The sequence below is a fragment of the Pseudoalteromonas sp. MBR-15 genome (assembly GCF_053628915.1).
Genome location: NZ_JBRJHH010000022.1, coordinates 12,188 through 35,080, shown reverse-complemented (window position 1 = coordinate 35,080; position 22,893 = coordinate 12,188). Strand labels below are relative to the sequence as shown.

Genomic DNA, 22,893 nt, shown 5'->3' with positions numbered 1-22,893 from the left:
GAAATTAGAAATTAGAAATTAGAAATTAGAAATTAGAAATTAGAAATTAGAAATTAGAAATTAGAAATTAGAAATTAGAAATTAGAAATTAGAAAGGAAGTTGGCTGGGATACCAGGATTTGAACCTGGGAATGGCAGGATCAAAACCTGCTGCCTTACCGCTTGGCGATATCCCAACGCTAAACTTGAAGAGTTTTAGTTCTACTTAAGAACATGGTGCGGAAGGAGAGACTTGAACTCTCACAACCGAAGTTACTGGAACCTAAATCCAGCGCGTCTACCAATTCCGCCACTCCCGCATCATTAAGTTGCATTTTTATACTCTATACAGAGTTTTTCTTATTCACTCTCTTGGTAGAGAAAGTGGCTGGGATACCAGGATTTGAACCTGGGAATGGCAGGATCAAAACCTGCTGCCTTACCGCTTGGCGATATCCCAACAAAGAAAAAGTTGATAGTTTTGGTTCTTATCAAGAACATGGTGCGGAAGGAGAGACTTGAACTCTCACAACCGAAGTTACTGGAACCTAAATCCAGCGCGTCTACCAATTCCGCCACTCCCGCATTTTGTGTTTAAAAACACTGGTAGTTATTTTTAACTCTTCATTGAGTGCAGTTTAAACTCCTGCAGAGCCATTCTAAAAGAAGAATGGTGGCTAAGACGGGATTTGAACCTGTGACCCCATCATTATGAGTGATGTGCTCTAACCAACTGAGCTACTTAGCCATTGTGGCTGGGATACCAGGATTTGAACCTGGGAATGGCAGGATCAAAACCTGCTGCCTTACCGCTTGGCGATATCCCAACAAAAATTTGATAATTTTAGTTCTTATCAGAACATGGTGCGGAAGGAGAGACTTGAACTCTCACAACTGAAGTTACTGGAACCTAAATCCAGCGCGTCTACCAATTCCGCCACTCCCGCATTTTGTGTTTAAAAAACACTGGTAGTTATTTTTAACTCTTCATTGAGCAACAAAAAGAATGGTGGCTAAGACGGGATTTGAACCTGTGACCCCATCATTATGAGTGATGTGCTCTAACCAACTGAGCTACTTAGCCATCTTTTTTGTTAGCACTTCATCGCTGAGTGCGGGGCGTATTATGCTGATATGACCTAAATCCGTCAACACCTTTTTTGCAAAAAAACGCTTAACAGGGTTTGTTTGCATTAAAATTAAGCTAAGCGGCTAAATTTTATTTAAATTGCTGTTTTTTTGACAGACAAAGACAACACTAAAAGTATATTACGTATTGTTGCTAATAAAAGCCCACTTTTAATCTGTTTGATTTTCATACAAAAATTAAGTGTGTAAATTTAAAAACTATTTTGTTGAGAGTTTTTATAACACATAAACGTATTTACAGTGATAGGAGTAGAATACTATACACAGAGCAAATAGATAAAATGGCTCTGTTTACAGCGCTAAAAATAGCCTGCGCGTCGTGGTGTCAATTCAGAAAACAAAAAAGGCTCGTGATAACGAGCCTTTTAAATAGAGTGTGCTACACAACTTATACGTTAAATAAGAAGTTCATAACATCACCGTCTTTCACGATGTACTCTTTACCTTCTTGACGCATTTTACCTGCTTCTTTCGCACCGCTTTCACCTTTGAACTCAATATAATCATCAAAAGCGATAGTTTGTGCACGGATAAAGCCACGTTCGAAATCAGTATGAATTTTACCTGCCGCTTGTGGTGCTGTTGCGCCGACAGGAATTGTCCATGCACGTACTTCTTTTACGCCTGCTGTGAAGTAGGTTTGTAATTTAAGTAATTCGTACCCGCCACGGATCACTAAGTTAAGGCCCGGCTCTTCAAGACCTAAGTCAGCCATAAACTCAAGCTTGTCTTCTTCTTCAAGCTCAGATAGCTCTGATTCGATAGCCGCACAGACAGGAATAACAACCGCATCTTCTGCAGCTGCGATTTCACGCACTTTGTCGAGGTATGGATTATTTTCAAAACCATCTTCTGCCACGTTTGCGATGTACATTGTTGGTTTAATTGTTAAGAAGTTTAAAGGCTTAATAGCTGCTTTTTCTTCTTTTGTTAGTTCTAAAGAACGTAACGTTAAACCTTCATCAAGGTGTGCTTTTACTTTTTCGAGAACAGCGTTTTGTTCTTTTGCATCTTTATCGCCACCTTTCGCTTTTTTCGCATTACGGAAACTTGCTTTATCAGCGCTGTCCATATCAGCCAGTACTAATTCGGTGTTAATGACATCAATATCGTCAGCAGGGTCGATAGTGCCGGCAACGTGAACGATGTTTTCGTCTTCAAAACAGCGCACTACATGACCGATTGCATCAGTTTCACGAATATTCGCAAGGAACTGGTTACCTAAACCTTCACCTTTTGAAGCGCCTTTTACAAGGCCTGCAATATCAACGAATTCCATCGTTGTTGGTAAAATGCGTTGCGGATTTACGATTTCGGCTAATGCATTTAAGCGTGCATCAGGCACCGGTACCACACCTGTGTTCGGCTCGATGGTACAGAAAGGGAAGTTAGCGGCTTCAATTCCCGCTTTAGTTAGTGCATTAAATAATGTTGATTTACCAACGTTTGGCAAGCCAACGATGCCACATTTAAAACCCATAGTAAGATACCTTGTGTAATTTCATTAAAACGGATTAAGGTTTAAATGAATGTAGTCTGTTTTGTGCTTTTAACACACCATCTTTTGCAAGAATTTCCATACAACGAACTGCCTCATCAATAGCGGCATCCATTTTTTCTTGATCTTCTTTAGCGGCTTTACCAAGTACCCAGCCTGTCACCATTTCTCGGTGACCCGGATGACCAATACCGATACGAAGGCGCATGAAATCTTTTTGGTTTGCCATTTTCGCAATAATATCTTTTAAACCATTGTGACCACCGTGGCCGCCACCTTTTTTTAGTTTAGCAATGCCGGGATCAAGATCCATTTCGTCGTGCGCTACGAGAATGTTCTCAACAGGGATTTTAAAGAAATTAGCGAGACTACTCACCGCCTTACCACTTAAATTCATGTAAGTAGTTGGGATCAGTAATTTAAATTCTTGGCCTTGAATGATCACTTTGCCAGTGAGGCCGTGATATTTAGGATCGTGTTTGAGTGTGCAGTTATAGCGTGCTGCGAGTTCTTCAATGAACCAAGCACCTGCATTATGGCGTGTATTTGCGTATTCGGGGCCTGGATTAGCCAGGCCCACAAGCATTTGAATAGAATTCAAGGTGTGTACACCTTAAAAATTATTCTGCAGCGTCTTCTGAAGCTTCTTCAGCAGGAGCAGCTTTGTTAGCTTTTACAGTAACAATTGACTGATCGTGGTCTGCACCTTTAGCTAGCTCAACAGATGAAACACCTGCAGGTAGTTTAAGGTCTGAAAGGTGGATTGAATCACCTGCAACTAAATCAGCAACGTTAACTTCAACGAACTCAGGAAGTGACTTAGGAAGACACGTGATTTCGATTTCAGTTAATTGGTGAACAACAGTGTTACCTGCTTTAGTTACTTTCTCTTCACCGATGAAGTGTACTGGCACTTTAGTGTGAAGTTTGTGAGAAGCATCTACACGTTGGAAGTCTAAGTGAGTGATCTTAGGCTTGAACGGGTGACGTTGAATATCTTTAAGGATAGCTTCAACTGACTCACCGCCAATGTTTAAAGTAAGGATGTGCGTGTAGAAACCTTCGTCTTCTTGCGCTTTGATCATATCTTTGTGTGCAAGAACGATTGATGCAGCTTCTTTGTCAGCACCGTAAAGGATTGCAGGAACTTTATCTTCACGGCGTAGGCGGCGGCTCGCACCAGTACCTGTTTCTGTACGTAATTCTGCATTGTATGTATAAGTTGACATAATGTCTCCAAAAATTAAAAGTCTTAGGGCCTTTGCGACCAAGGTCCCCAGCCAAAAGGCGCGCTATCATACCACCACTTTGAAGGAAAATAAATAACGACCACAAAAAAAGCACCTAGACGGTGCCTTTTGGCTATCACTGCGTGTTTATTAGTGTTCAAACATCGCTGAGATAGATTCTTCGTTGCTGATACGGCGAATTGTTTCAGCAAGCATATCTGCAAGCGTAAGCACTTTGATTTTATCCAGTGCTTTAAGCTCATCAGACAGTGGAATTGAGTCAGTAACAATCACTTCGTCGATGACCGATTCACGGATGTTTTCAGCTGCGTTGCCAGAAAGTACAGGGTGAGTTGCGTATGCAAATACACGCTTAGCACCATGTTCTTTAAGTGCAGCTGCCGCTTTACACAGTGTCCCGCCTGTGTCGATCATGTCATCTACGATGATACAGTCGCGACCTTCAACGTCACCAATAATGTGCATTACTTGTGAAACGTTAGCTTGTGGACGACGCTTGTCGATGATAGCAAGGTCTGTATCGTTTAATAGCTTCGCGATTGCGCGAGCACGAACAACACCACCGATATCGGGTGAAACAACAACAACGTCATCGAAGTCGCGTTCTTTCATGTCTTCTAATAGCACTGGGCTACCGAATACATTATCAACCGGCACATCGAAGAAACCTTGAATTTGTTCAGCGTGTAAATCAACCGTTAGAACACGGTCAACACCTACACTTGATAGGAAATCTGCAACGACTTTAGCTGTGATTGGTACACGAGCAGAACGTACGCGACGATCTTGACGTGAGTAACCAAAGTATGGGATTACTGCAGTAATACGTCCAGCAGACGCACGACGTAGGGCATCAACCATAACGATAAGTTCCATTAGGTTATCGTTAGTAGGGTTACAGGTTGATTGAACGATGAAAACGTCAGAGCCACGAACATTTTCATTAATTTGAACACTGATCTCACCGTCACTAAAACGGCCAACAACAGCATCGCCTAATTCAATATACAAACGTTTTGCAACTTTTTGAGCTAGCTCAGGTGTTGCGTTACCAGCGAAGAGCTTCATGTCAGGCACGGTAGGGTTCCTCAGGCACTGAATTTTGGGACTAACAGGCTTTGGTAGGCACCAAAGCAGGTTAACTTTTACATTTACTTGTACGTTACTTCATTTCAAAGTGAGCATTTAATGCTGTATGAGCAGGAGAAAGTGTAGCACTAGTTGCTACAAAACCTGTCCACTTTTCTGGCAACTGAGCTAAAACTTGTTCTGCCTCGGCCTGAGTTGAAAACTCAGCAAAGCAGCAAGCGCCCGTACCAGTCATCTTTGACGGAGCGTATTTTAGCAACCACTGGAGGGCTTTTTCAACCTCGGGGCAGAGCTTTTTGACCAAAGGCTCGCAATCATTGCGTAAATTTTCTGTTTGCCAATCAGCTTTTAGCTTGGCTGTGTCGCGTTTTAAATCAGGGTGAGTAAAGATTTCTGCCGTACTCACATGCTCGCCAGGATGCACAACACAGAACCAACCTGGGGTTAATTCAACATTATGTAATTGCTCGCCAATGCCATGCGCAATTGCGGTATGACCATTAATAAATACGGGCACATCAGCGCCAAGCGTGACTCCTAGCTGTGCTAATTCAGCCAATGACAGATTACAGTTCCATAATCTATTGAGTGCCAGTAAGGTGGTTGCCGCATCTGATGAGCCACCACCAACACCGCCGCCCATAGGCAAGCGTTTAACTAAATGAATGTTTACACCTTGCTGGCACTGACAATGTTGTTGCAATAAAAATGCGGCTTTATATATGAGGTTGTCGTGAGTAGGAATGCCTTGTGTGTCACCCGTGACGGTAATTTTACGGTCATCGGTGAGTGAAAACGTTAAGTCGTCACCAAAATTTAAAAACGTGAACAGGGTTTCGAGTTCGTGATAGCCATCCTCACGACGACCATTAATATGTAAAAACAGATTTAGTTTTGCGGGTGCTATTAAGGTGAGTGGAGCGTGCGAAGTTTCTGTCATGATTAATTAAACTGCCAATCATTAAGTTGAATTTTAATACGAATTTGCGGGTTTTTAAGGCTCAGCTTTGTTGGAAGCCAATAGCCATCTTGTTTTATATAATGAGAATAGGTGATTTGCCATTGCTGGCCGTTTTCAGCGTGCCAAATTAGACTTGTTAAGCGATTGAGTTCGTCAAATTGGGTGTGTTCGTTGTTAGCGGTCCCTTTGAGCCATGTCGCCGCGTTATCGAGCGGAATAGTGAAACCTGTCAGCCGGTAAAGTAATAATGAGGCATCGCGGTCTGTGTAAACATCACCGTCGTATTCAATTTCAGCGCCATATGCATTTTGCTTTAACGACAAAATACGGGTACCGATAAAACTGGTTAAGATCATGTCGCTGTGTAACTCGTCGTGTTGCCAATTGACGTTAGCTGATTGTCGTTGCTCTGAACTTATGAAGGCGATTTTTCCTTGTACTTGCCACTTGGCATGGTGATCAAGGCGGGTTTTCCAATCAGGGTAAACGTAGTCAATCGTTGATGTTTTTTGGGCGCAACCACTGATAAATAAAAAAAACATGAATAAAATCAAATATTGTTTAATCAAATGTCGTTCCTTACTTTCCATATTCCGCTGATTTTTGGTAAAATTAACGCCTTTACAGCTGGGCTTAGCAATATTTGGTACATATGACCATCGTAGCACTTGGTATAAATCACAAAACCGCATCCGTAGAATTACGCGAAAAAGTCGCGTTTTCGCCTGAGCAAATGTCTGAGGCGTTACAACAATTAAGTGGCCATGCGCATTTTAATGAAGCGGTTATTGTTTCGACCTGCAACCGAACCGAAATCTATTGTAGCCTTGCTGAGCGTAATTCCCAAACACTGTTGCACTGGTTAGCCAGTTTCCATGGTTTGGATGAACAAGAACTGAGCAGTAACACCTATTATCATGAGGGCGAGCAGGCTATTAATCATTTAATGCGTGTGTCGTGCGGCCTTGATTCCTTGGTATTGGGTGAGCCACAAATTTTGGGGCAAATAAAGCAAGCCTACCATAATGCAAAAACGCATGATGCCATTGGTGTGACATTTGACCGCTTGTTTCAAAAAACGTTCTCGGTAGCAAAGCAAGTTCGCACAGAGACAGACATTGGTGCCAGTGCGGTATCCGTGGCTTATGCTGCTGTTAATTTAGCCAAGCATATTTATGGTAAGTTAGATAAAACCAACGTATTGCTGATTGGGGCAGGTGAGACCATTGAACTGGTGGCTAAACATTTATACCAAAATGATCCGCAAAAAATCACGGTGGCAAACCGCACCATCGAGCGTGCAAAAAGTTTAGCTGTCGAAGTTGACGCTGATGTTATTGCTTTGGCGCAACTACCTGAGCGTCTCCACGATGCCGATATTGTTATTAGTTCTACCGCGAGTACTTTGCCAATTATTGGTAAAGGGGTGGTTGAGCAGGCTTTAAAAAAACGTCGTCACAAGCCCATGCTGTTTATTGATATTGCTGTCCCTCGGGATATTGAGAGCCAAGTAGGCGAATTAGATGCGGCCTATTTGTATTCAGTAGATGACTTACAAGCGATAGTGAGCGAGAATATCGCCGCGCGCGAACAAGCGGCGCAGCAAGCGCAAATAATTATTGATGCGCGCACCAATGAATTTGTCATGTGGCTGCGCTCTCTCGATTCGGTCGATATTATTCGTCTGTATCGAAATGATGTACAAGATATTAAATCAGAACTTGTCGAAAAAGCACTTGGCCAGCTGCAAGCAGGCAAAGACGCAGAAAAAGTGATACTCGAGTTGGCAAACAAACTGACCAACCGCTTGATGCACGCACCTACCCGTGCTATTCAAGATGCGGCTAAAAATGGTGAAGCCGCTGAGTTAAGTCAATTAAAGAAAATGTTAGGTATTGATCAGGAATAGCCGTTAAATGAAAGAGTCTGTTTATAGAAAGTTAGAAACCTTAGTCGAGCGTTATGAGGAAGTGCAAGCGCTGCTAAGCGACCCCTCTGTGATCAGCGATCAAAATCGCTTTCGTGCCTTATCTAAAGAATATTCAGAATTAGAAGAAATTGTTAAAGCGTTTTTAGCGTACCAGCAAGCACAAGATGATGTCGCTGCAGCAGAAGAAATGCTAAAAGACTCTGATCCTGAGATGCGCGAAATGGCGCAAGAAGAATATAAAGAAGCAAAAGCACAAATTATTGCATTAGAAGATGAAATTCAGATCTTAATGCTACCAAAAGATCCGAAAGACAATAACAACGTCTTTTTAGAAGTGCGCGCAGGCACGGGGGGCGATGAAGCCGCTATTTTTGCGGGCGATTTATTCCGCATGTACAGCCGCTACGCAGAAACGAAAAAGTGGAAAGTCGAAATAGTGAGCACCAACGAAGGTGAGCACGGTGGCTATAAAGAAGTTATCGCACATATTTCGGGTGAAGGCGTGTACGGCCAGCTTAAGTTTGAATCAGGGGCGCACCGTGTTCAACGTGTACCAGAAACTGAGTCGCAAGGCCGTGTTCATACCTCGGCGTGTACCGTTGCGGTTATGGCAGAAGTGCCTGAGGCAGAGGCTATCGAAATTAACCCTGCGGATATTAAAGTCGATACATTCCGTGCGTCGGGTGCCGGTGGTCAGCACGTAAATAAAACTGACTCAGCAATTCGTATTACCCACCTTCCAACGGGTGTGGTCGTTGAATGTCAGGATGAGCGTTCACAACATAAAAACCGTGCGAAAGCGATGTCGGTACTTGGTGCACGTTTACAACAAGCTGAAGATGAAAAACGCCAAGCGGCTGAAGCATCAGAGCGTCGTAATTTAGTGGGCAGTGGTGACCGTTCAGAGCGTATTCGTACTTATAATTACCCGCAAGGTCGTATTACTGATCACCGTATTAATTTAACACTGTATCGTTTAAATGAAGTTGTTGCAGGTGATTTAGGCTGTGTTATCGAGCCCCTAATGCAAGAACACCAAGCTGATTTACTTGCTGCGATGGGCGATGAATAATCGTGCCACAAAGCATAGAACAAGCACTGATTGCTGCGACGGCGTTATTAACGCCTAGCAGCGACAGCGCGAAACTAGACGCGCAAGTCCTGCTACTTTCTATTCTCGACAAACCCCGTAGTTACTTATTTAGTTGGCCTGAAAAACACCTAACGGAACAGCAAGAAGCTGAGTTTAATCATGCATGCCAGCGTCGCTTGCAAGGTGAACCTGTCGCGCATATCACCGGCATTAGAGAATTCTGGAGTTTGCCACTAAAGGTGAATGCCACTACTTTGATACCTCGTCCTGATACGGAAACGCTGGTTGAGTATGCGTTGGGGCTTGAATTACCCCATGCTGCAAACGTGCTCGATTTAGGAACCGGGACGGGGGCAATTGCGCTTGCACTGGCCAGTGAAATGCCCAATTGGCAAGTATTAGGGGTTGATAGAGTACCCGAAGCCGTTGCGCTTGCTAACGAGAATCAACAACGACTTAATATTAACAACGCCACTTTTGCTTTAAGTAATTGGTTTAGCGCTGTAAACCATAAAAAGTTTGATCTGATTGTTAGTAACCCGCCGTACATTGAATACGATGATGAACATTTGAGCCAAGGTGACGTGCGTTTTGAGCCCTTGTCAGCCTTGGTGGCTGATGATGATGGCATGGCTGATATTAAGCAAATAATTACAATGGCACGTGACTATTTAGCAACAAATGGCTATCTTTTAATTGAACATGGCTACCAACAAAGTGTTAAAGTTCAAGAATTTTTTGCACAAATGTCGTATAGCCATATACTTACAGTTAAAGATCTTGGCGGTAATGACCGTGTAACGTTAGCACAATGGCCTAAATAAAATAACAGAACACTGTGCGCATATAGCCTTTGAGGGTCCCAAAAAATGGATGATTTTTTGTTTTCGGATGAAGCACTTGATGATGTATCAGAAGTGGTTCAGGGTAGTTGGAAAGTCATCGTCGTTGATGACGAACCAGAAGTACATGCCGTAACAAAGCTTGCGCTCAGTGACTTTGAATTCCAAGACAAACGTCTTGAATTTATTAGTGCTTACTCAGGTGAAGAGGCAAAGCAATTAATAGAGCAGCACCCAGATGCAGCCATCGTATTACTCGATGTAGTAATGGAAACCGATGATGCTGGCCTGCGGGTTGCAAAATATATTCGTGAAACTGCAAAGAACAATCATATTCGTATTATTCTTCGTACAGGCCAACCCGGTCAGGCACCGGAAAGACAAGTAATCGTTAATTATGATATTAACGATTACAAATCTAAGACAGAGCTGACAGCACAAAAGCTCTTTACAGTGGTGATGTCGAGTTTGCGTTCGTATCGCGATATCTTATCCATAGAGCAATCACGCCAAGGCCTTGAAAAAATTATAAAAGCATCGCGTGATATTTTTTCTACTCATTCATTAGAGCACTTTATTGAAGGGGTGATGCAACAACTCACCTCATTGCTCGGTACAGTAGAGCAAGCCGTGTATGCTACGAGTCTGGTGGCAAGTAACCCGCTCGATAACCAGAAAAAGCTCGTTGTATTCTCAGGTAAAGGTGAGTTTGAACGCAGCGAAGGCAAAGCGATTGAAGAGGTGCTCAATGAAGAGCAGCTACAAGCTTGTCAGGAAGCGCTAAGAGAAAAAACCATCGTTTACCGTGAAAACTACCTATTTGCGTATTGCAGCAGTGAATACAATCATAATTCTATGCTGTTTATTTCGGGTATTCCAAAGCACTTATCCGATACACAGCGCCACCTCATCGAGATATTTTCACAAAACGTGCAACTTGCTTATGAAAACGTTCAGCTTCAGGCTGAAATAGAAGCAACTCAACAAGAACTGGTGTTTAGATTAAGTGAAGCGCTTGAACAACGCTCTACCGAAACAGGAAACCATGTAAAACGTGTGTCGCACATTTGCTACGAATTGGCTGTGGGCTATGGATTACCAAAGCGCGAAGCTGAATTAATTCGACATGCAGCTCCTCTTCATGATGTTGGAAAGGTTGGGATACCCGACGCTATTCTCAATAAACCAGGGCCACTAAGCGATGAAGAGTGGGCAATCATGAAACAACATGCAGAAAAGGGGCATCGAATATTAAAAGACTCGTCACGTGATATTGTTAACACAGGGGCTGTTATTGCGTTATCTCACCATGAGCGTTGGGATGGCACAGGCTATCCTGCAGGCTTAAAAGGGGACGATATCCCGATTGCTGGGCGCATTGTTGCACTGGCCGACGTGTTTGATGCACTACGACACAAGCGTTGTTACAAAGAGCCTTGGTCTCTTGAAGATGTTGTAAAAGAGATAAACGCTCAGCAAGGAAAACAGTTTGATCCAAAGTTAATAGATGTGTTTAATCAACGCATTAAAGAAATAGAAGACGTACTTGTACGTTACCCAGATTAATGACAATTAGAATTGAGGCATATGGATTATTTAGCAGTTAAACACACTCACATGTTACTCGCTGTGTTGAGTATCATTTTATTTTACGTTCGCTCTTTTTCGCGATTAAAAACAGCCACATTAGCAAAGAATAAAATCGTTTTTATTGGCAGTCATAGTATCGACACGTTGTTGTTGGTTTCTGCTATTGCATTGATTGTAATGGCTGGGTTTAACCCGCTAGAGCAGTCGTGGTTGCTTGAAAAAATTATTTTAGTAATTGCCTATATCGCTTTAGGAATTGTTGCAGCCAGACAAAGCTCACAATCGGCACGTGTCATTTTACTTGTGGTGACAACCTTCATTTTACTTGCGATTGGTTATCTCGCCTCTGCAAAGAACGCTTTTATCCTGTAAACATTGAAACGCGGTATATCGACTGTTAACCGTTATACCGCTGCTCACTTTCTCTTTTCAAGATTGGCAACTGACGCTAAAAGTAGGTAAACTAGCCTCTCGTTTTCGAAAGAGATGTTGCAGTATAAATGACCACCCCTTGGTTTGAAGATCACAATGAATCCTATCAAGATGAGGCCTTTGACGCATTTTCTTCAAACGTGCTTTATCGTTGTATCGATGCTGAATTAACGTGGGACACACAGGTAGATTTAACTGCTTGTTATGACACATTAAATGAGTTTGAAGATACCGTATCAGCACTTTGTACTGAATTTAAAGAGCCACACGAGCGTCTAGATAAACTTCTTGATACCTTTTATCAGCAATGGTTGTTCAGTGCCTCAAGCCTAAAAGTGCCTGAGTACACGTTAAACAGCTTTAGCTACACCATTACGATGCGTAGTGGTACACAAACCACACTGGCGATATTACTTTGTCACTTATTACAGCACGCTGAATTTGATGCCACAGTGACTTTAAGTCAAGGTGAAGTTCATATTCATGTCGCAATAAGCGAAGAAGAGGGCTATTTAATTGAGCCAAGTACGGGCCAGCAAAGTTGGTATATTACCCCCGAAAATGCCTGTGAAGAGAATGGTGATGAACAAGAACCACTTGAGCTAATTTTTGAAGAAGAGCTTTATAAGCTGTATTTAGCACAGCAAAAGTGGTCGTTTATCAGCGAGAGCAAGTTTGGTCATGCCCTTCATTGCGTTGACATGTTAATGGAACTACTCGGTGATGACCCCTATGAACGCCGTGACCGAGGGTACCTGCTTAATCAATTAGATTGCCCTAAAATGGCCCGTGACGATTTGCAGTATTTTATTAATGAATGCCCAGATGATCCGGCCATAGAGATTATTCAGCATCAAATTGCTGAAATCGAAGATAACAATAATACACACCACTAAATTAAAGGAACATTTATGACTGACGCCCACAGTGCGCTTATTACCAATGACGCAGTCGTACTTGGTTTGCTTGCCGTTATTTTGGGGTTTATCTTTAAAACCTCACACAGTAATAATGCGGCATGCCGAAAATTTTATAAATATGTACCCGCACTCCTGCTGTGCTACTTTTTACCCTCGTTATTAAATACTTTTGGGATTGTTGATGGTCACTCGTCGAATGTTTATTTTGTAGCATCTCGCTACTTATTACCGGCTTGTTTAATTCTGTTAACCATCAGCATTGATTTAAAAGCCATTTTAAACCTTGGTCCGAAAGCGTTAATCATGTTCTTAACCGGTACCATGGGGATTGTGATTGGGGGTCCGTTAGCGATTTTAGTGATGAGCGCGGTCTACCCTGAAGCCGTTGGTGGTCATGGCCCCGATGCGGTTTGGCGCGGCATGACAACTATCGCAGGTAGCTGGATAGGCGGGGGCGCTAATCAGGCCTCAATGAAAGAAATGTTTGAAGTTGGTGGGGATATTTTCTCGGCAATGGTAACGGTTGATGTCATTGTGGCTAACTTATGGATGGCTGTACTGTTACTGATGGCTGCTAATCACAAAGCCATTGATGCCAAAACCGGGGCAGACACCCGTGCAATTGAAGAGCTTAAAGAGCGTGTTGAAGCCTATCATGCTGAACATGCACGTATGCCCACACTTAATGATTACATGACCATTATTGCGATTGCCTTTGGTATAACGGGCTTGGCGCATTTTTGTGCGGACTTTTTAGGGCCGTATTTTGGCGCTAACTTCCCATGGGCACAAGAATATAGTTTAAACAGTAAGTTCTTTTGGCTAATTGTAATTTCGACGACAATCGGGATTAGTTTATCGTTTACTAAAGTACGTCATATCGAAGCATTTGGTGCATCAAAAGTGGCTTCAAGCTTCTTATATATTTTGGTGGCATCAATTGGTCTTCACATGAATATTACGGCTATTTTTGATTCGCCAATGTACTTTGTTTTGGGTGTGATCTGGATGTTGACACACGCAAGCTTAATGCTGATTGTAGCGAAATTAATTAAAGCGCCTTTATTTTATATGGCCGTTGGGTCTCAAGCGAATGTAGGCGGGGCAGCATCAGCGCCCGTAGTTGCCTCAGCGTTTCATCCATCACTTGCCCCTGTTGGTGTTTTACTGGCAGTTTTGGGCTATGGTGTCGGAACCTATATGGCATATATTTGTGGATTAATGCTGCAAGCTGTTGCACCTTAAGGAATAAAAAATGAACAACCAGTTAATTAAAATCAACGAGATTGAATTAGCGAACGACAAACCCTTTGTGTTGTTTGGTGGTATGAACGTGCTTGAGTCTCGCGACCTAGCAATGCGCATTGCTGAGCACTACGTCGAAGTAACCTCGAAGCTAAATATCCCGTATGTTTTTAAAGCGTCATTTGATAAAGCAAATCGCTCATCAATTAACTCTTATCGTGGCCCGGGGATGGAAGAAGGGTTAAGAATCTTCGAAGAAATTAAAACAACGTTTAACGTGCCACTCATCACCGACGTGCATGAGCCACATCAAGCTGCGCCAGTGGCAGAGGTAGTTGATGTTATTCAATTACCTGCTTTCTTAGCACGCCAAACTGATTTAGTTGTCGCGATGGCGAAAACAGGCGCAATTATTAACGTGAAAAAACCACAGTTTTTAGCACCGCACGAAATGCGTCATATCATTAAGAAATTTAATGAAGCAGGCAACAATAATGTGGCGCTGTGTGAGCGTGGTACAAGTTTTGGTTACAATAACCTTGTTGTTGATATGCTTGGTATGGATGACATGAAGCCAATGGCTCCGGTTATTTTTGATGCAACGCATGCGTTACAACGCCCGGGTGGCCGTGCTGATTCGGCTGATGGTCGTCGTGCGCAAGCGGCAGAGCTTGCTCGCAGTGGTATGGCATTAGGTATTGCGGGTCTGTTTATTGAGGCGCATCCTAACCCTAACGAAGCAAAATGTGATGGCCCTTGCGCCCTTGCACTAAGTAAGCTTGAAGGGTATTTAACACAAATGAAAGCGGTTGATGATTTAATTAAAAGCTTTGCACCGTTAGACACCAGCGCAAGCGATTTATAGAATACTCAGTATTAATGAGTATTTAATGACGAAAAAGGCGACCAAGGTCGCCTTTTTTTATTTGTATCGCTATAATCGACGCATAAGAAAAACTAATTCTAAGCTTGGTGTTTATGTCTCGTCGTGTCCCTCCCTTAAATGCACTAAAAGCGTTCGAAGCTGCAGCGCGTCACTTGAGTTTTACCAAAGCAGCTGAAGAGCTGTATGTGACACAAGCCGCGGTCAGCCACCAAATTAAAACGCTGGAAGAGCATTTAGGCCTTAAATTATTTCTTCGTAAAAATCGTTCGCTATTATTAACGGAAGAAGGGCAAGGGTACTTTCTCGATATTAAAGAGATATTTACTCAGCTGATTGATGCCACTGAAAAGTTATTAGCACGCGGGGCAAAAGGGTCTTTAACGGTTAGTTTAACGCCCAGTTTTGCTATTCAATGGTTGGTGCCAAGGCTTAGTTTATTTAATGAGTTACACCCTGAAATCGATGTGCGAATAAAAGCACAAGACCAAGACGAAAATTCATTGTCTGATGATGTAGACATTGCCATTTACTATGGTCGTGGTCATTGGAGTGGCGTACAAACTTACAAGTTACACACAGAATACCTTGTGCCGTTATGCAGTCCCATGCTGCTAACAGGGCCTAAGCCTTTAAATCAGCCGAGTGATTTGGCTAACCATACTCTGTTGCATGACACAACGCGTAAAAATTGGAAAACGTGGATGAAAACAGCCGGAGTGCGTAATGTCCAAGTAAACCAAGGTCCTATTTTTAGTCACTCATCAATGGTGCTCCAAGCGGCAGTGCATGGTCAAGGCGTGGCAATTGGGAATAGTGTCTTAGCAAAACCCGATATTGATGCGGGGCGCTTAGTGATTCCGTTTAATCACTCATTAGAAAGTAAAAATGCCTATTATTTAGTGATACGCGAATCGCAAACAGAACTGGGAAAAATAGTTTCTTTCAAAGACTGGATGCTGAGCTTAGTTGAACAAGAACAAGAGTATTAACATGTTACAGTGGTTTAAAAGTGCAACGGGTGATGCCCGTGCACAGTTTATATTTGCTCATGGCGCAGGGGCGGGAAGTGACTCAGCGTTCATGCAAAATATGGCAACGTTAATTAGCCAGCATCAGATTGATGTGGCGTTATTTGACTTTCAGTATATGCAAATCGCAAAACAGACCAATAAACGCAGGCCCCCAGATCGTGCCCCTAAGCTGCTGGCTTATTTTGCTGAAGTGTTAGCGCATCGTCAGCCAGATTTACCTGTAGTTATTGGCGGAAAGTCGATGGGCGGTAGAATGGCTTCTATGCTTTGCACACAAGAGGACGCTGTAGAGGTTGCTGGTGTTGTTGCGTTTGGCTACCCGTTTCACCCTCCCGGAAAACCCGATAAGCTTCGTATCGATCACTTCATCGATATGCCATGCCCCTTTTTAGTACTTCAAGGTGAACGAGATACTTTTGGTAATCAGCAAGAATTAGCCGAGCTTGAAATGAATAATCCGCCAGAAATTAGCTGGCTAAAAGACGGTGATCATTCATTAAAACCGCGTAAGAAAAGTGGGTTAACTGAAGACGATAACTTACAACACGCTGCGAATCTTGCGGCCCAATTTATACTTAAGTTGATTGATGGAGATTCACAATGATCAAATTTTATTTAATCGCGGGGAGTCTGTTTTGCATGCTGTCGGTTGTGCTAGGCGCGTTTGCTGCGCATGGTTTAAAAAGCCGCGTATCGGACTATGCATTAGGTATTTTTAAAACAGCTGCAGAATATCAAATGGTGCACGGCTTGGGCTTAATCGCCATCGCGATTTTAATTAAGTGGGGAATGAACTTAAGTTGGGCTGGTGGCTTTTTTATCGCTGGTATTTTGTTATTTAGTGGCAGCCTATATTTACTCGCATTAACAGGTGCGAAATGGCTTGGTCCAATCACACCCCTAGGCGGTGTGTGCTTTATTATTGGTTGGACTATTTTATTAGTTCAAGCCGCACGGTATAAATTTTAAGGGTTATCTATGTCGAGTGTTGTTATTTATTGTCGCAGTGGGTTTGAAAGCGACGCTGCCGCTGAAATCACTTTTCAGGCTGCGGAACAAGGGTTTGCGGGCTATGTAAAAACGAAGCCGAACACTGGAATTGTCGTCTATGAATGTTTTGATCCGAGCCATGGCGATGAAATCATAAAAAAAATAGATTTCAAAAACATGGTCTTTGCCCGCCAATGGTTTACCGGTACTTTAGTCGATAATATGCCGCTTGAAGACAGGGTCAGTGCGATTGTGAATGCAACCGTTGATTTTCCATCCTGTGGTGACTTACGAGTTGAAACCCCAGATACCAATGAAGGTAAAGAGTTGTCTAAATTTTGTAAAAAGATTTCGACACCGCTAAAAAAAGCCCTCGAAAAACGCGCGACGGTTACGCGTGAACTTGCTGATAAAAAGCCTGTGCTGCATGTACTCTTTTTAAGTAATGACACTGCGTATGTAGGGTATTCGTATACTTTTAATAACTCGCCATTTTTTATGGGTATCCCACGCCTGCGTATGCCAAATGACGCACCAAGCCGTTCAACTCTTAAACTTGATGAAGCGTTTAATGTGTTTATTCCGCCTCATGAAGCCGAAGACCGTTTGCAGCCAGGAATGCGAGGCGTTGATTTAGGGGCGTGTCCGGGTGGTTGGACATACCAATTGGTTCGTCGTGGTATGTTTGTTAGTGCCATAGATAACGGCCCAATGAACGATGATTTAATGGAAACCGGACAAGTAAAACATTTCCGTGTTGATGGCTTTAAATACCGTCCTGAAAAGCGAAATATTCATTGGTTAGTATGTGATATGGTGGAAAAGCCAGCAAAAGTTACTAATCTTATGATTGATTGGGCCGTGAATGCGTACGCAAAAGAGCTTATTTTTAATCTTAAACTGCCAATGAAAAAACGCTTCGACAGTGTTTATGAATGTTTAAAGATGATTAAGGAAGAGCTTGAAAAATACGGCGTTAGTTATGAGCTTCAGGCAAAACATTTATACCATGACCGTGAAGAGGTTACGGTTCATTTAAATGTCACAAAGGTGCCGCAAAGCCTATACAGTTAAATAGAGGATAGCAAAATGGGGAATAGAATAGTAACGGTTTGGTTGTGTATTTTATTCCTTATTTTCTTAACCGCGTGTGGGGGCGGAGGCGGCAGCGATGAGCCTGCATCTGCCAGCAACCAAGCGCCACAAGTCACGGTGTCGGGCAATAGCCAAGTTAATGAACTTTCAACACTGACAGTTTCGGCATCAGCAAGTGATTCAGATGGCACTATTAGCCGCTTTACATGGCAGCAAACAAGCGGCCCTACAGTCAGTATAACCAGCAGTAATGAGCAACTCACTGTTGCTATTCCCGCCGTAAACGAAAATACCCCCATCAGTTTTTCAGTCACCGTGACTGATAATCAAGGTGCGACAGCCAGTGCCTCGTATACAGCGACCATTATTAATGTTAACCAAGCACCGAGTATCGTTGTACAAGGCCCACAAACCTCTCCCTCTAGCAATATAATAACACTCAGTGCAAATGCCACCGATGTTGACGGTGAAGTCCTGAGTTATAACTGGAGTCAAACAGCTGGGCCAAGTGTGGCATTTAGTAATGGCAGTAGTGAAATCAGTTTTACGACCCCTTCAGTGAGCAGTAATACAGAATTGGCATTTACTGTGCGCGTGACAGATAACTTTGGTGAGCAAACAAGCACAGATTTTAGTGTTGTGGTCAGTGCCAATATTGCTCCTACAGTATCAATTTCTGGGCAGCAAACAATCCGAGAAGGGGTGGAGGGCACATTAAGTGCGGTTGCCGTTGATAGCGATGGCAGCATTACAAATTACAGTTGGAGCCAAGTATCAGGCCCTACAACTTCATTTACTGCCAGTGGTAGCGAATTGATGTTTACAGCCCCTGAAGTCGATGCAGATAGCGGTGTGCGTTTTCAAGTCATTGTTACAGATAACGACGGGGCTACACGCTTGGCCGAATATGATGTCGTGATTGAAAATTTTGTAAATGTAGCCCCTGTGATTACGGCTGACCCTATTGCCAATATTACTGAGCTCACTGAGGCGTCAATCAGTGTGATTGTGACCGACACTGATGGCACAGTCAGTGAAATTGCGTGGCAGCAACAAAGTGGACCCACACTAAACTTTGTTCAAAATGGCCAAGCAATTAGTTTTACAGCCCCCGAAGTGTCTGTAAATAGTGAGGTCGTATTGTTAGTCACGGCAACCGATGACATGGGGGCGATATCATCGTTAACGCTGACGTTTACGATTGTGCATGTAAACAAAGCGCCCACTATTGACACTATTGCCTTTACTACGGAGTTTAATCAACCGAGGGATTTCACGGTTAACGTAAGTGATGCTGACGATGATGAGTTATCGGTTACTTTTGCCAGTGACATTGGGGGAGCAACCATCACTACGCTCAATGCGACACGTTTTAATTACCAATATCAGCCAGCAGAAAATAGTATTGCTCAAGCCCCCTTCAAAGTGACCGTATCAGATGGTGTTGACAGTAACGAGGCGACAGTCAGCGTTACAATCACAGACACAACAGCAGCCACTGTCGTGAATGTGAGCCCACAGGATAACAGTCAGGCGGTGAGTGCAAACGCGCGTATCTCATTTTCGTTATCTGACGTAATGAAGACCACAAGCTTATCGTTTAATGAAAATGAAGGGGTGTGTACTGGCTCAGTGCAATTATCAGCAGATAACTTTAACAGTTGTTTAGCGCTTAGCTCACTGGTCTTATCAGGCCCAGAAGCGAATACCAGTGAATACTTTAACGGTGCTGAATTTACGGCTGCTTTGAGTGAGTCAACACAATATCAATTAAGGCTGACCAGTGACTTAGTTAATTTTGCCGATACGCCCGTGTCTGCGCAGGTTATTACAACATTTACGACGGGCAGCGAAGATTTAAAAATCACCGAGGTGGTGGCGATTCGATTTACGAACGACACCCCATGGTTTGAACTTTACAATGGCACTAACAGTGATGTGAATTTGGTTGATTACAGCGTCAGGGTTAAGAGTCGTGATAGCGCGGATAATAGCGTTGCGGCTTCTACGATTTTTACTCTACCTAATCAAATTCTTGCTGCCGGTGAGTATGTGATTATTCACAGTCGCTTTGGGGATTCATTATTTTATGATGCTGCTGATCAGAATAAATACATTGCCTTTATTGGAGACATTGGCTCCACTGTTCGCCCTTATTGGTTTTTGAATGGGTTTATTGAATTACTGACGAGCGATCAAGCTCAAACTATTGACTTTGTTCGCTTTGGAAATGATACAACGGAACCGACATCGGTGGGTCAATGGCAAACGGGAGCGGCACCCACAATCTTGAACTTTACGGGCTCAAGTATCAAGCGTGACCAGAGCAGCACAGATACGAATAGTGCCACCGACTGGACATACAGCACCTTTACCACTCCTGGAGGGGTCAATGATATCACGTGTTCGTTAGATGAAGACGAAGACGGTATTCCTGATTGCTCAGAGCAACCAGGCTCAACATTTGCTGGATTACCACTTTATGATTGGGGAGCCAGAGCAAATCAAAAAGATATCTTTATTGAAGTAGATTACATGGACAGCAGTGATGCAGGCATTACACCTCACAGGACGGCGCTTGAAAAAGTGGCATCGTCATTCGCTGCAGAAAACATCGTGCTGCATTTTGATGTGGGTGATTTGTTTCACCAAGCTGAGGGGGTATCACCTGCTGATCATGATTTAGGTGGCGGTGACCGTGTTATCTTTAGGCAATATACACCGTATAGCTTTAACCAAGGCGTTGAGAGTTTATTTCATTATAAAATGGCTAATTTCGATATGCGCCGTAAACCGATTTTTCATTACATGTTAATGGCGAATAGCCGCAATGTCGATGGCAGTGCAGGGTCATCTGGCGTTGCAGAAATTAACGGTAACGATTTAATGATAAGCCTTGGTAACTGGGGCTTGTCGTTGGACAATCAAATCTCAACCAATTTAGCCTATAACTACCAGGCTGCGACAATCATGCATGAACTGGGTCATAATTTAGGGCTTGACCATGGCGGTAATAATGCCGTGAACTATAAGCCGAACCATCTAAGTATTATGAATTATCTTTATCAATTACGCGGTTTAGCGACAATAGGAAATAATGAAGGTGACCGTTATTATTCAAGTCGTTATAGAAACAACCCAAATTGTGGTGTGCAAACAGCCGACCTTATCAATGGCCCACAAGGGTCGCCCGATAACTTTGTGATGTCGTTTTCTCATGGTTTGGGAAATGCACTCGACGAAGCAAATATTAATGAAGCAAATGGCTTGGGCTACCCAGGTTCCACTGCAATAGACTATAACTGTAATTTAGATCTTACTGAAACCTTAAGCCAAGACACCAATGGCGATAGTAACATTGCAACGTTGAGTGATGTTGATGAGTGGAGCCTTATTGAGCTGCGCTTTTATACCTTTTTCTCGGGTAACCGTTTAGGAATTAATACTGTTCAAAATGATCAATCAGAAGTGTCTCAAGCGCCTGTTCAACACATCATTGAAGAGCAAGCTCCTCCACGTTATTTATTAGAAGAGATCAAAGCAGTAAGAACATCACAAGTTGAAAACCCATGAAGTCCTTCGTGTATATAAGTGTGATGTTCGCGCTCTGTGGCTGCAAGCCTGCTGCAGATTCTGCATGGCAAATGTCATCAAGACTTAGCTTTGATGGTTACCCGATTAATTGGCAAGCAGAATCAATAAAAGGGTGTGAACAATGTGAGTTTAAAAAAGAGCGTCTGTTGGAGCCCGATGGTGTCAGTGATGTTATTACTGTTTTTCAGCAAGGGCAGTGGCGTGCAGAGCACCGACAATCTCATCAAGCTCGTATTGTCTTTGAAAATGGCGCGCATTTTTTACTTGTTAAAACACGGGATGATGGCTTATTAGAATTAGAAAACAAGCACGCTGAACTTAAAATAATTACCAAGCTTGCACAACCGTTCACAGTCAATATCGGCGAAAATACGTATGATGCGGTTATTAGTAAATTTGAAGAACCGCGTTCTGATTTAGGTCTTTCAGACCCTTTACCGGTTAAACTCGATTACACGGTACTAAAAAGCCAATAGTGTCACTATTGGCTTAATGGCTTTTAAGATTTAACGGCGGTATTTACTGCGGTAATTATCAACCCATAAACGGGTGCCTCCGCAGACTGCAACAGGCATCACAATTAAATTAACAAAGGGGATTGCTGTAAGCACCATAACGGCAAGGCCAAAACCATAAGAGAGAGTTTGTTTTTCTTTTAAATCATCTTTCATATCATTAAAGCTGACTTTGTGATTGTCAAATGCGTAATCCTCATATTGAACGGCATACATCCAACACGTAAACAACACCCATAAGAGCTGACCAATAACAGGTAAAATCCATAGCAAGATAAAAAAGCCAATTGCTCTTGGTAAGTAATAGCAGAGTTTTGTCCATTCACGACCAAGCATTCGTGGCACATCTTTCATGGTATCAAGTAGCCCATCATCATTGACTTTTTGACCCGTCAAAAATAGCTCGACTTTTTCACTCAGCAAGCCATTAAAGGGGGCGGCAATAAAATTGGTGATGACGGTGAACAACATACTGTAGCTAAATAAAATCACTAATACGGCAATAGGCCACATTAACCATTCAAGCCAACTAAGCCACTCTGGTAACAGCGAGTTTAAATAGGCAAAGCCATCGGTAAGCCAGCCGTATAAAAAGAACAGTGAGCTGCCAAAAAGTACGATGTTGATTAATAAAGGAATAAGTACAAAACGTTTTAACCCTTTTTGGCTAATTAATTTAAAGCCAGAAAAGAAGTATTCCATACCTTGAGTAAACTGCACGCGATAACCTCTCATTATTACTTCGTGTTTGCAGTATATGATTTTCACTGTATTTGAACAGCCTTTTTCCGTAACAAAGTGTTT

Annotated in this window: 21 protein-coding genes and 8 tRNA genes; 14 read left to right on the top strand and 15 right to left on the bottom strand. The window is 42.8% G+C overall.

Annotated elements, in window-relative coordinates:
• Window positions 1–101: 101 nt before the first annotated feature.
• The 14 genes from ACSSVW_RS19840 to lolB form a co-directional block, all read right to left on the bottom strand.
• Window positions 102–176 (bottom strand) — tRNA-Gln (locus ACSSVW_RS19840).
• A gap of 38 nt (window positions 177–214) precedes the next feature.
• A tRNA-Leu gene (locus tag ACSSVW_RS19835) sits at window positions 215–299 on the bottom strand.
• A 65-nt stretch (window positions 300–364) separates the two neighbouring features.
• Window positions 365–439, bottom strand: a tRNA-Gln gene (locus ACSSVW_RS19830).
• A 40-nt stretch (window positions 440–479) separates the two neighbouring features.
• Window positions 480–564 (bottom strand) — tRNA-Leu (locus ACSSVW_RS19825).
• Window positions 565–650: 86 nt separating this feature from the next.
• A tRNA-Met gene (locus ACSSVW_RS19820) sits at window positions 651–727 on the bottom strand.
• 4 nt (window positions 728–731) lie between these two features.
• A tRNA-Gln gene (locus tag ACSSVW_RS19815) sits at window positions 732–806 on the bottom strand.
• Between the two features lie 35 nt (window positions 807–841).
• Window positions 842–926, bottom strand: a tRNA-Leu gene (locus ACSSVW_RS19810).
• Window positions 927–986: 60 nt separating this feature from the next.
• A tRNA-Met gene (locus ACSSVW_RS19805) sits at window positions 987–1,063 on the bottom strand.
• 453 nt (window positions 1,064–1,516) lie between these two features.
• Window positions 1,517–2,608 (bottom strand): redox-regulated ATPase YchF, encoded by a 1,092-nt coding sequence (gene ychF, locus ACSSVW_RS19800; protein WP_036967393.1) that lies wholly within the window; start codon window positions 2,606–2,608, stop codon window positions 1,517–1,519.
• Window positions 2,609–2,642: 34 nt separating this feature from the next.
• Window positions 2,643–3,227 (bottom strand): aminoacyl-tRNA hydrolase, encoded by a 585-nt coding sequence (pth, locus tag ACSSVW_RS19795; protein ID WP_036967395.1) that lies wholly within the window; start codon window positions 3,225–3,227, stop codon window positions 2,643–2,645.
• 19 nt (window positions 3,228–3,246) lie between these two features.
• Window positions 3,247–3,855, bottom strand: a complete 609-nt coding sequence (locus ACSSVW_RS19790) for a 50S ribosomal protein L25/general stress protein Ctc (protein WP_036967397.1) — start codon at window positions 3,853–3,855, stop codon at window positions 3,247–3,249.
• 150 nt (window positions 3,856–4,005) lie between these two features.
• Complete coding sequence (locus tag ACSSVW_RS19785) at window positions 4,006–4,953, bottom strand: ribose-phosphate pyrophosphokinase (RefSeq protein ID WP_036967404.1); 948 nt, start codon at window positions 4,951–4,953, stop codon at window positions 4,006–4,008.
• 85 nt (window positions 4,954–5,038) lie between these two features.
• Window positions 5,039–5,905, bottom strand: a complete 867-nt coding sequence (ispE, locus tag ACSSVW_RS19780; protein WP_036967407.1) for a 4-(cytidine 5'-diphospho)-2-C-methyl-D-erythritol kinase — start codon at window positions 5,903–5,905, stop codon at window positions 5,039–5,041.
• Window positions 5,906–5,907: 2 nt separating this feature from the next.
• Complete coding sequence (lolB, locus tag ACSSVW_RS19775) at window positions 5,908–6,495, bottom strand: lipoprotein insertase outer membrane protein LolB (protein ID WP_182395090.1); 588 nt, start codon at window positions 6,493–6,495, stop codon at window positions 5,908–5,910.
• A gap of 83 nt (window positions 6,496–6,578) precedes the next feature.
• On the opposite strand from lolB, the gene hemA reads away from it, so the two are divergent.
• The 14 genes from hemA (at window position 6,579) to ACSSVW_RS19705 (ending at window position 22,050) form a co-directional block, all read left to right on the top strand.
• Window positions 6,579–7,835 carry a glutamyl-tRNA reductase gene (hemA, locus tag ACSSVW_RS19770; protein ID WP_036967413.1) on the top strand — a complete coding sequence of 419 codons (1,257 nt, stop codon included), beginning with the start codon at window positions 6,579–6,581 and terminating at the stop codon, window positions 7,833–7,835.
• 7 nt (window positions 7,836–7,842) lie between these two features.
• Window positions 7,843–8,928, top strand: coding sequence for a peptide chain release factor 1 (prfA, locus tag ACSSVW_RS19765; protein ID WP_036967416.1), 1,086 nt, complete (start codon window positions 7,843–7,845; stop codon window positions 8,926–8,928).
• Window positions 8,929–8,930: 2 nt separating this feature from the next.
• Window positions 8,931–9,773, top strand: coding sequence for a peptide chain release factor N(5)-glutamine methyltransferase (gene prmC, locus ACSSVW_RS19760; RefSeq protein WP_036967419.1), 843 nt, complete (start codon window positions 8,931–8,933; stop codon window positions 9,771–9,773).
• Between the two features lie 45 nt (window positions 9,774–9,818).
• Window positions 9,819–11,357 (top strand): DUF3369 domain-containing protein, encoded by a 1,539-nt coding sequence (locus ACSSVW_RS19755; protein ID WP_180310936.1) that lies wholly within the window; start codon window positions 9,819–9,821, stop codon window positions 11,355–11,357.
• A gap of 21 nt (window positions 11,358–11,378) precedes the next feature.
• A complete protein-coding gene (locus tag ACSSVW_RS19750; RefSeq protein ID WP_036967427.1) occupies window positions 11,379–11,753 on the top strand; it encodes a SirB2 family protein in 375 nt (124 codons plus the stop codon).
• Between the two features lie 128 nt (window positions 11,754–11,881).
• Window positions 11,882–12,709: a tetratricopeptide repeat protein gene (locus tag ACSSVW_RS19745; RefSeq protein ID WP_036967428.1), complete on the top strand. Its 828-nt coding sequence runs from the start codon at window positions 11,882–11,884 to the stop codon at window positions 12,707–12,709.
• Window positions 12,710–12,724: 15 nt separating this feature from the next.
• Window positions 12,725–13,978: a DUF819 family protein gene (locus ACSSVW_RS19740; protein WP_036967429.1), complete on the top strand. Its 1,254-nt coding sequence runs from the start codon at window positions 12,725–12,727 to the stop codon at window positions 13,976–13,978.
• 10 nt (window positions 13,979–13,988) lie between these two features.
• Window positions 13,989–14,843: a 3-deoxy-8-phosphooctulonate synthase gene (gene kdsA, locus ACSSVW_RS19735; RefSeq protein ID WP_036967432.1), complete on the top strand. Its 855-nt coding sequence runs from the start codon at window positions 13,989–13,991 to the stop codon at window positions 14,841–14,843.
• Window positions 14,844–14,956: 113 nt separating this feature from the next.
• Window positions 14,957–15,853 (top strand): transcriptional regulator GcvA, encoded by an 897-nt coding sequence (locus tag ACSSVW_RS19730; protein ID WP_036967434.1) that lies wholly within the window; start codon window positions 14,957–14,959, stop codon window positions 15,851–15,853.
• A 1-nt stretch (window position 15,854) separates the two neighbouring features.
• The gene (locus ACSSVW_RS19725) at window positions 15,855–16,499 is read left to right on the top strand and encodes an alpha/beta family hydrolase (protein WP_304635742.1); all 645 of its coding nucleotides are present in this window, start codon (window positions 15,855–15,857) and stop codon (window positions 16,497–16,499) included.
• Window positions 16,496–16,864, top strand: a complete 369-nt coding sequence (locus ACSSVW_RS19720; RefSeq protein ID WP_065979333.1) for a DUF423 domain-containing protein — start codon at window positions 16,496–16,498, stop codon at window positions 16,862–16,864. The genes ACSSVW_RS19725 and ACSSVW_RS19720 overlap by 4 nt, the downstream gene beginning before the upstream one ends.
• A 9-nt stretch (window positions 16,865–16,873) precedes the next feature.
• A complete protein-coding gene (gene rlmM, locus ACSSVW_RS19715) occupies window positions 16,874–17,959 on the top strand; it encodes a 23S rRNA (cytidine(2498)-2'-O)-methyltransferase RlmM (RefSeq protein WP_065979332.1) in 1,086 nt (361 codons plus the stop codon).
• Between the two features lie 15 nt (window positions 17,960–17,974).
• On the top strand, window positions 17,975–21,553 hold the full coding sequence (locus ACSSVW_RS19710; protein WP_454180015.1) for a PKD domain-containing protein: 3,579 nt from the start codon (window positions 17,975–17,977) through the stop codon (window positions 21,551–21,553).
• On the top strand, window positions 21,550–22,050 hold the full coding sequence (locus tag ACSSVW_RS19705) for a hypothetical protein (protein ID WP_454180013.1): 501 nt from the start codon (window positions 21,550–21,552) through the stop codon (window positions 22,048–22,050). Before ACSSVW_RS19710 ends, ACSSVW_RS19705 begins: the two co-directional genes overlap by 4 nt.
• 30 nt (window positions 22,051–22,080) lie before the next feature.
• Here the strand turns inward: ACSSVW_RS19705 and cysZ are convergent, their stop codons facing one another.
• Window positions 22,081–22,791 (bottom strand): sulfate transporter CysZ, encoded by a 711-nt coding sequence (gene cysZ, locus ACSSVW_RS19700; RefSeq protein ID WP_174403856.1) that lies wholly within the window; start codon window positions 22,789–22,791, stop codon window positions 22,081–22,083.
• Window positions 22,792–22,893: the final 102 nt, after the last annotated feature.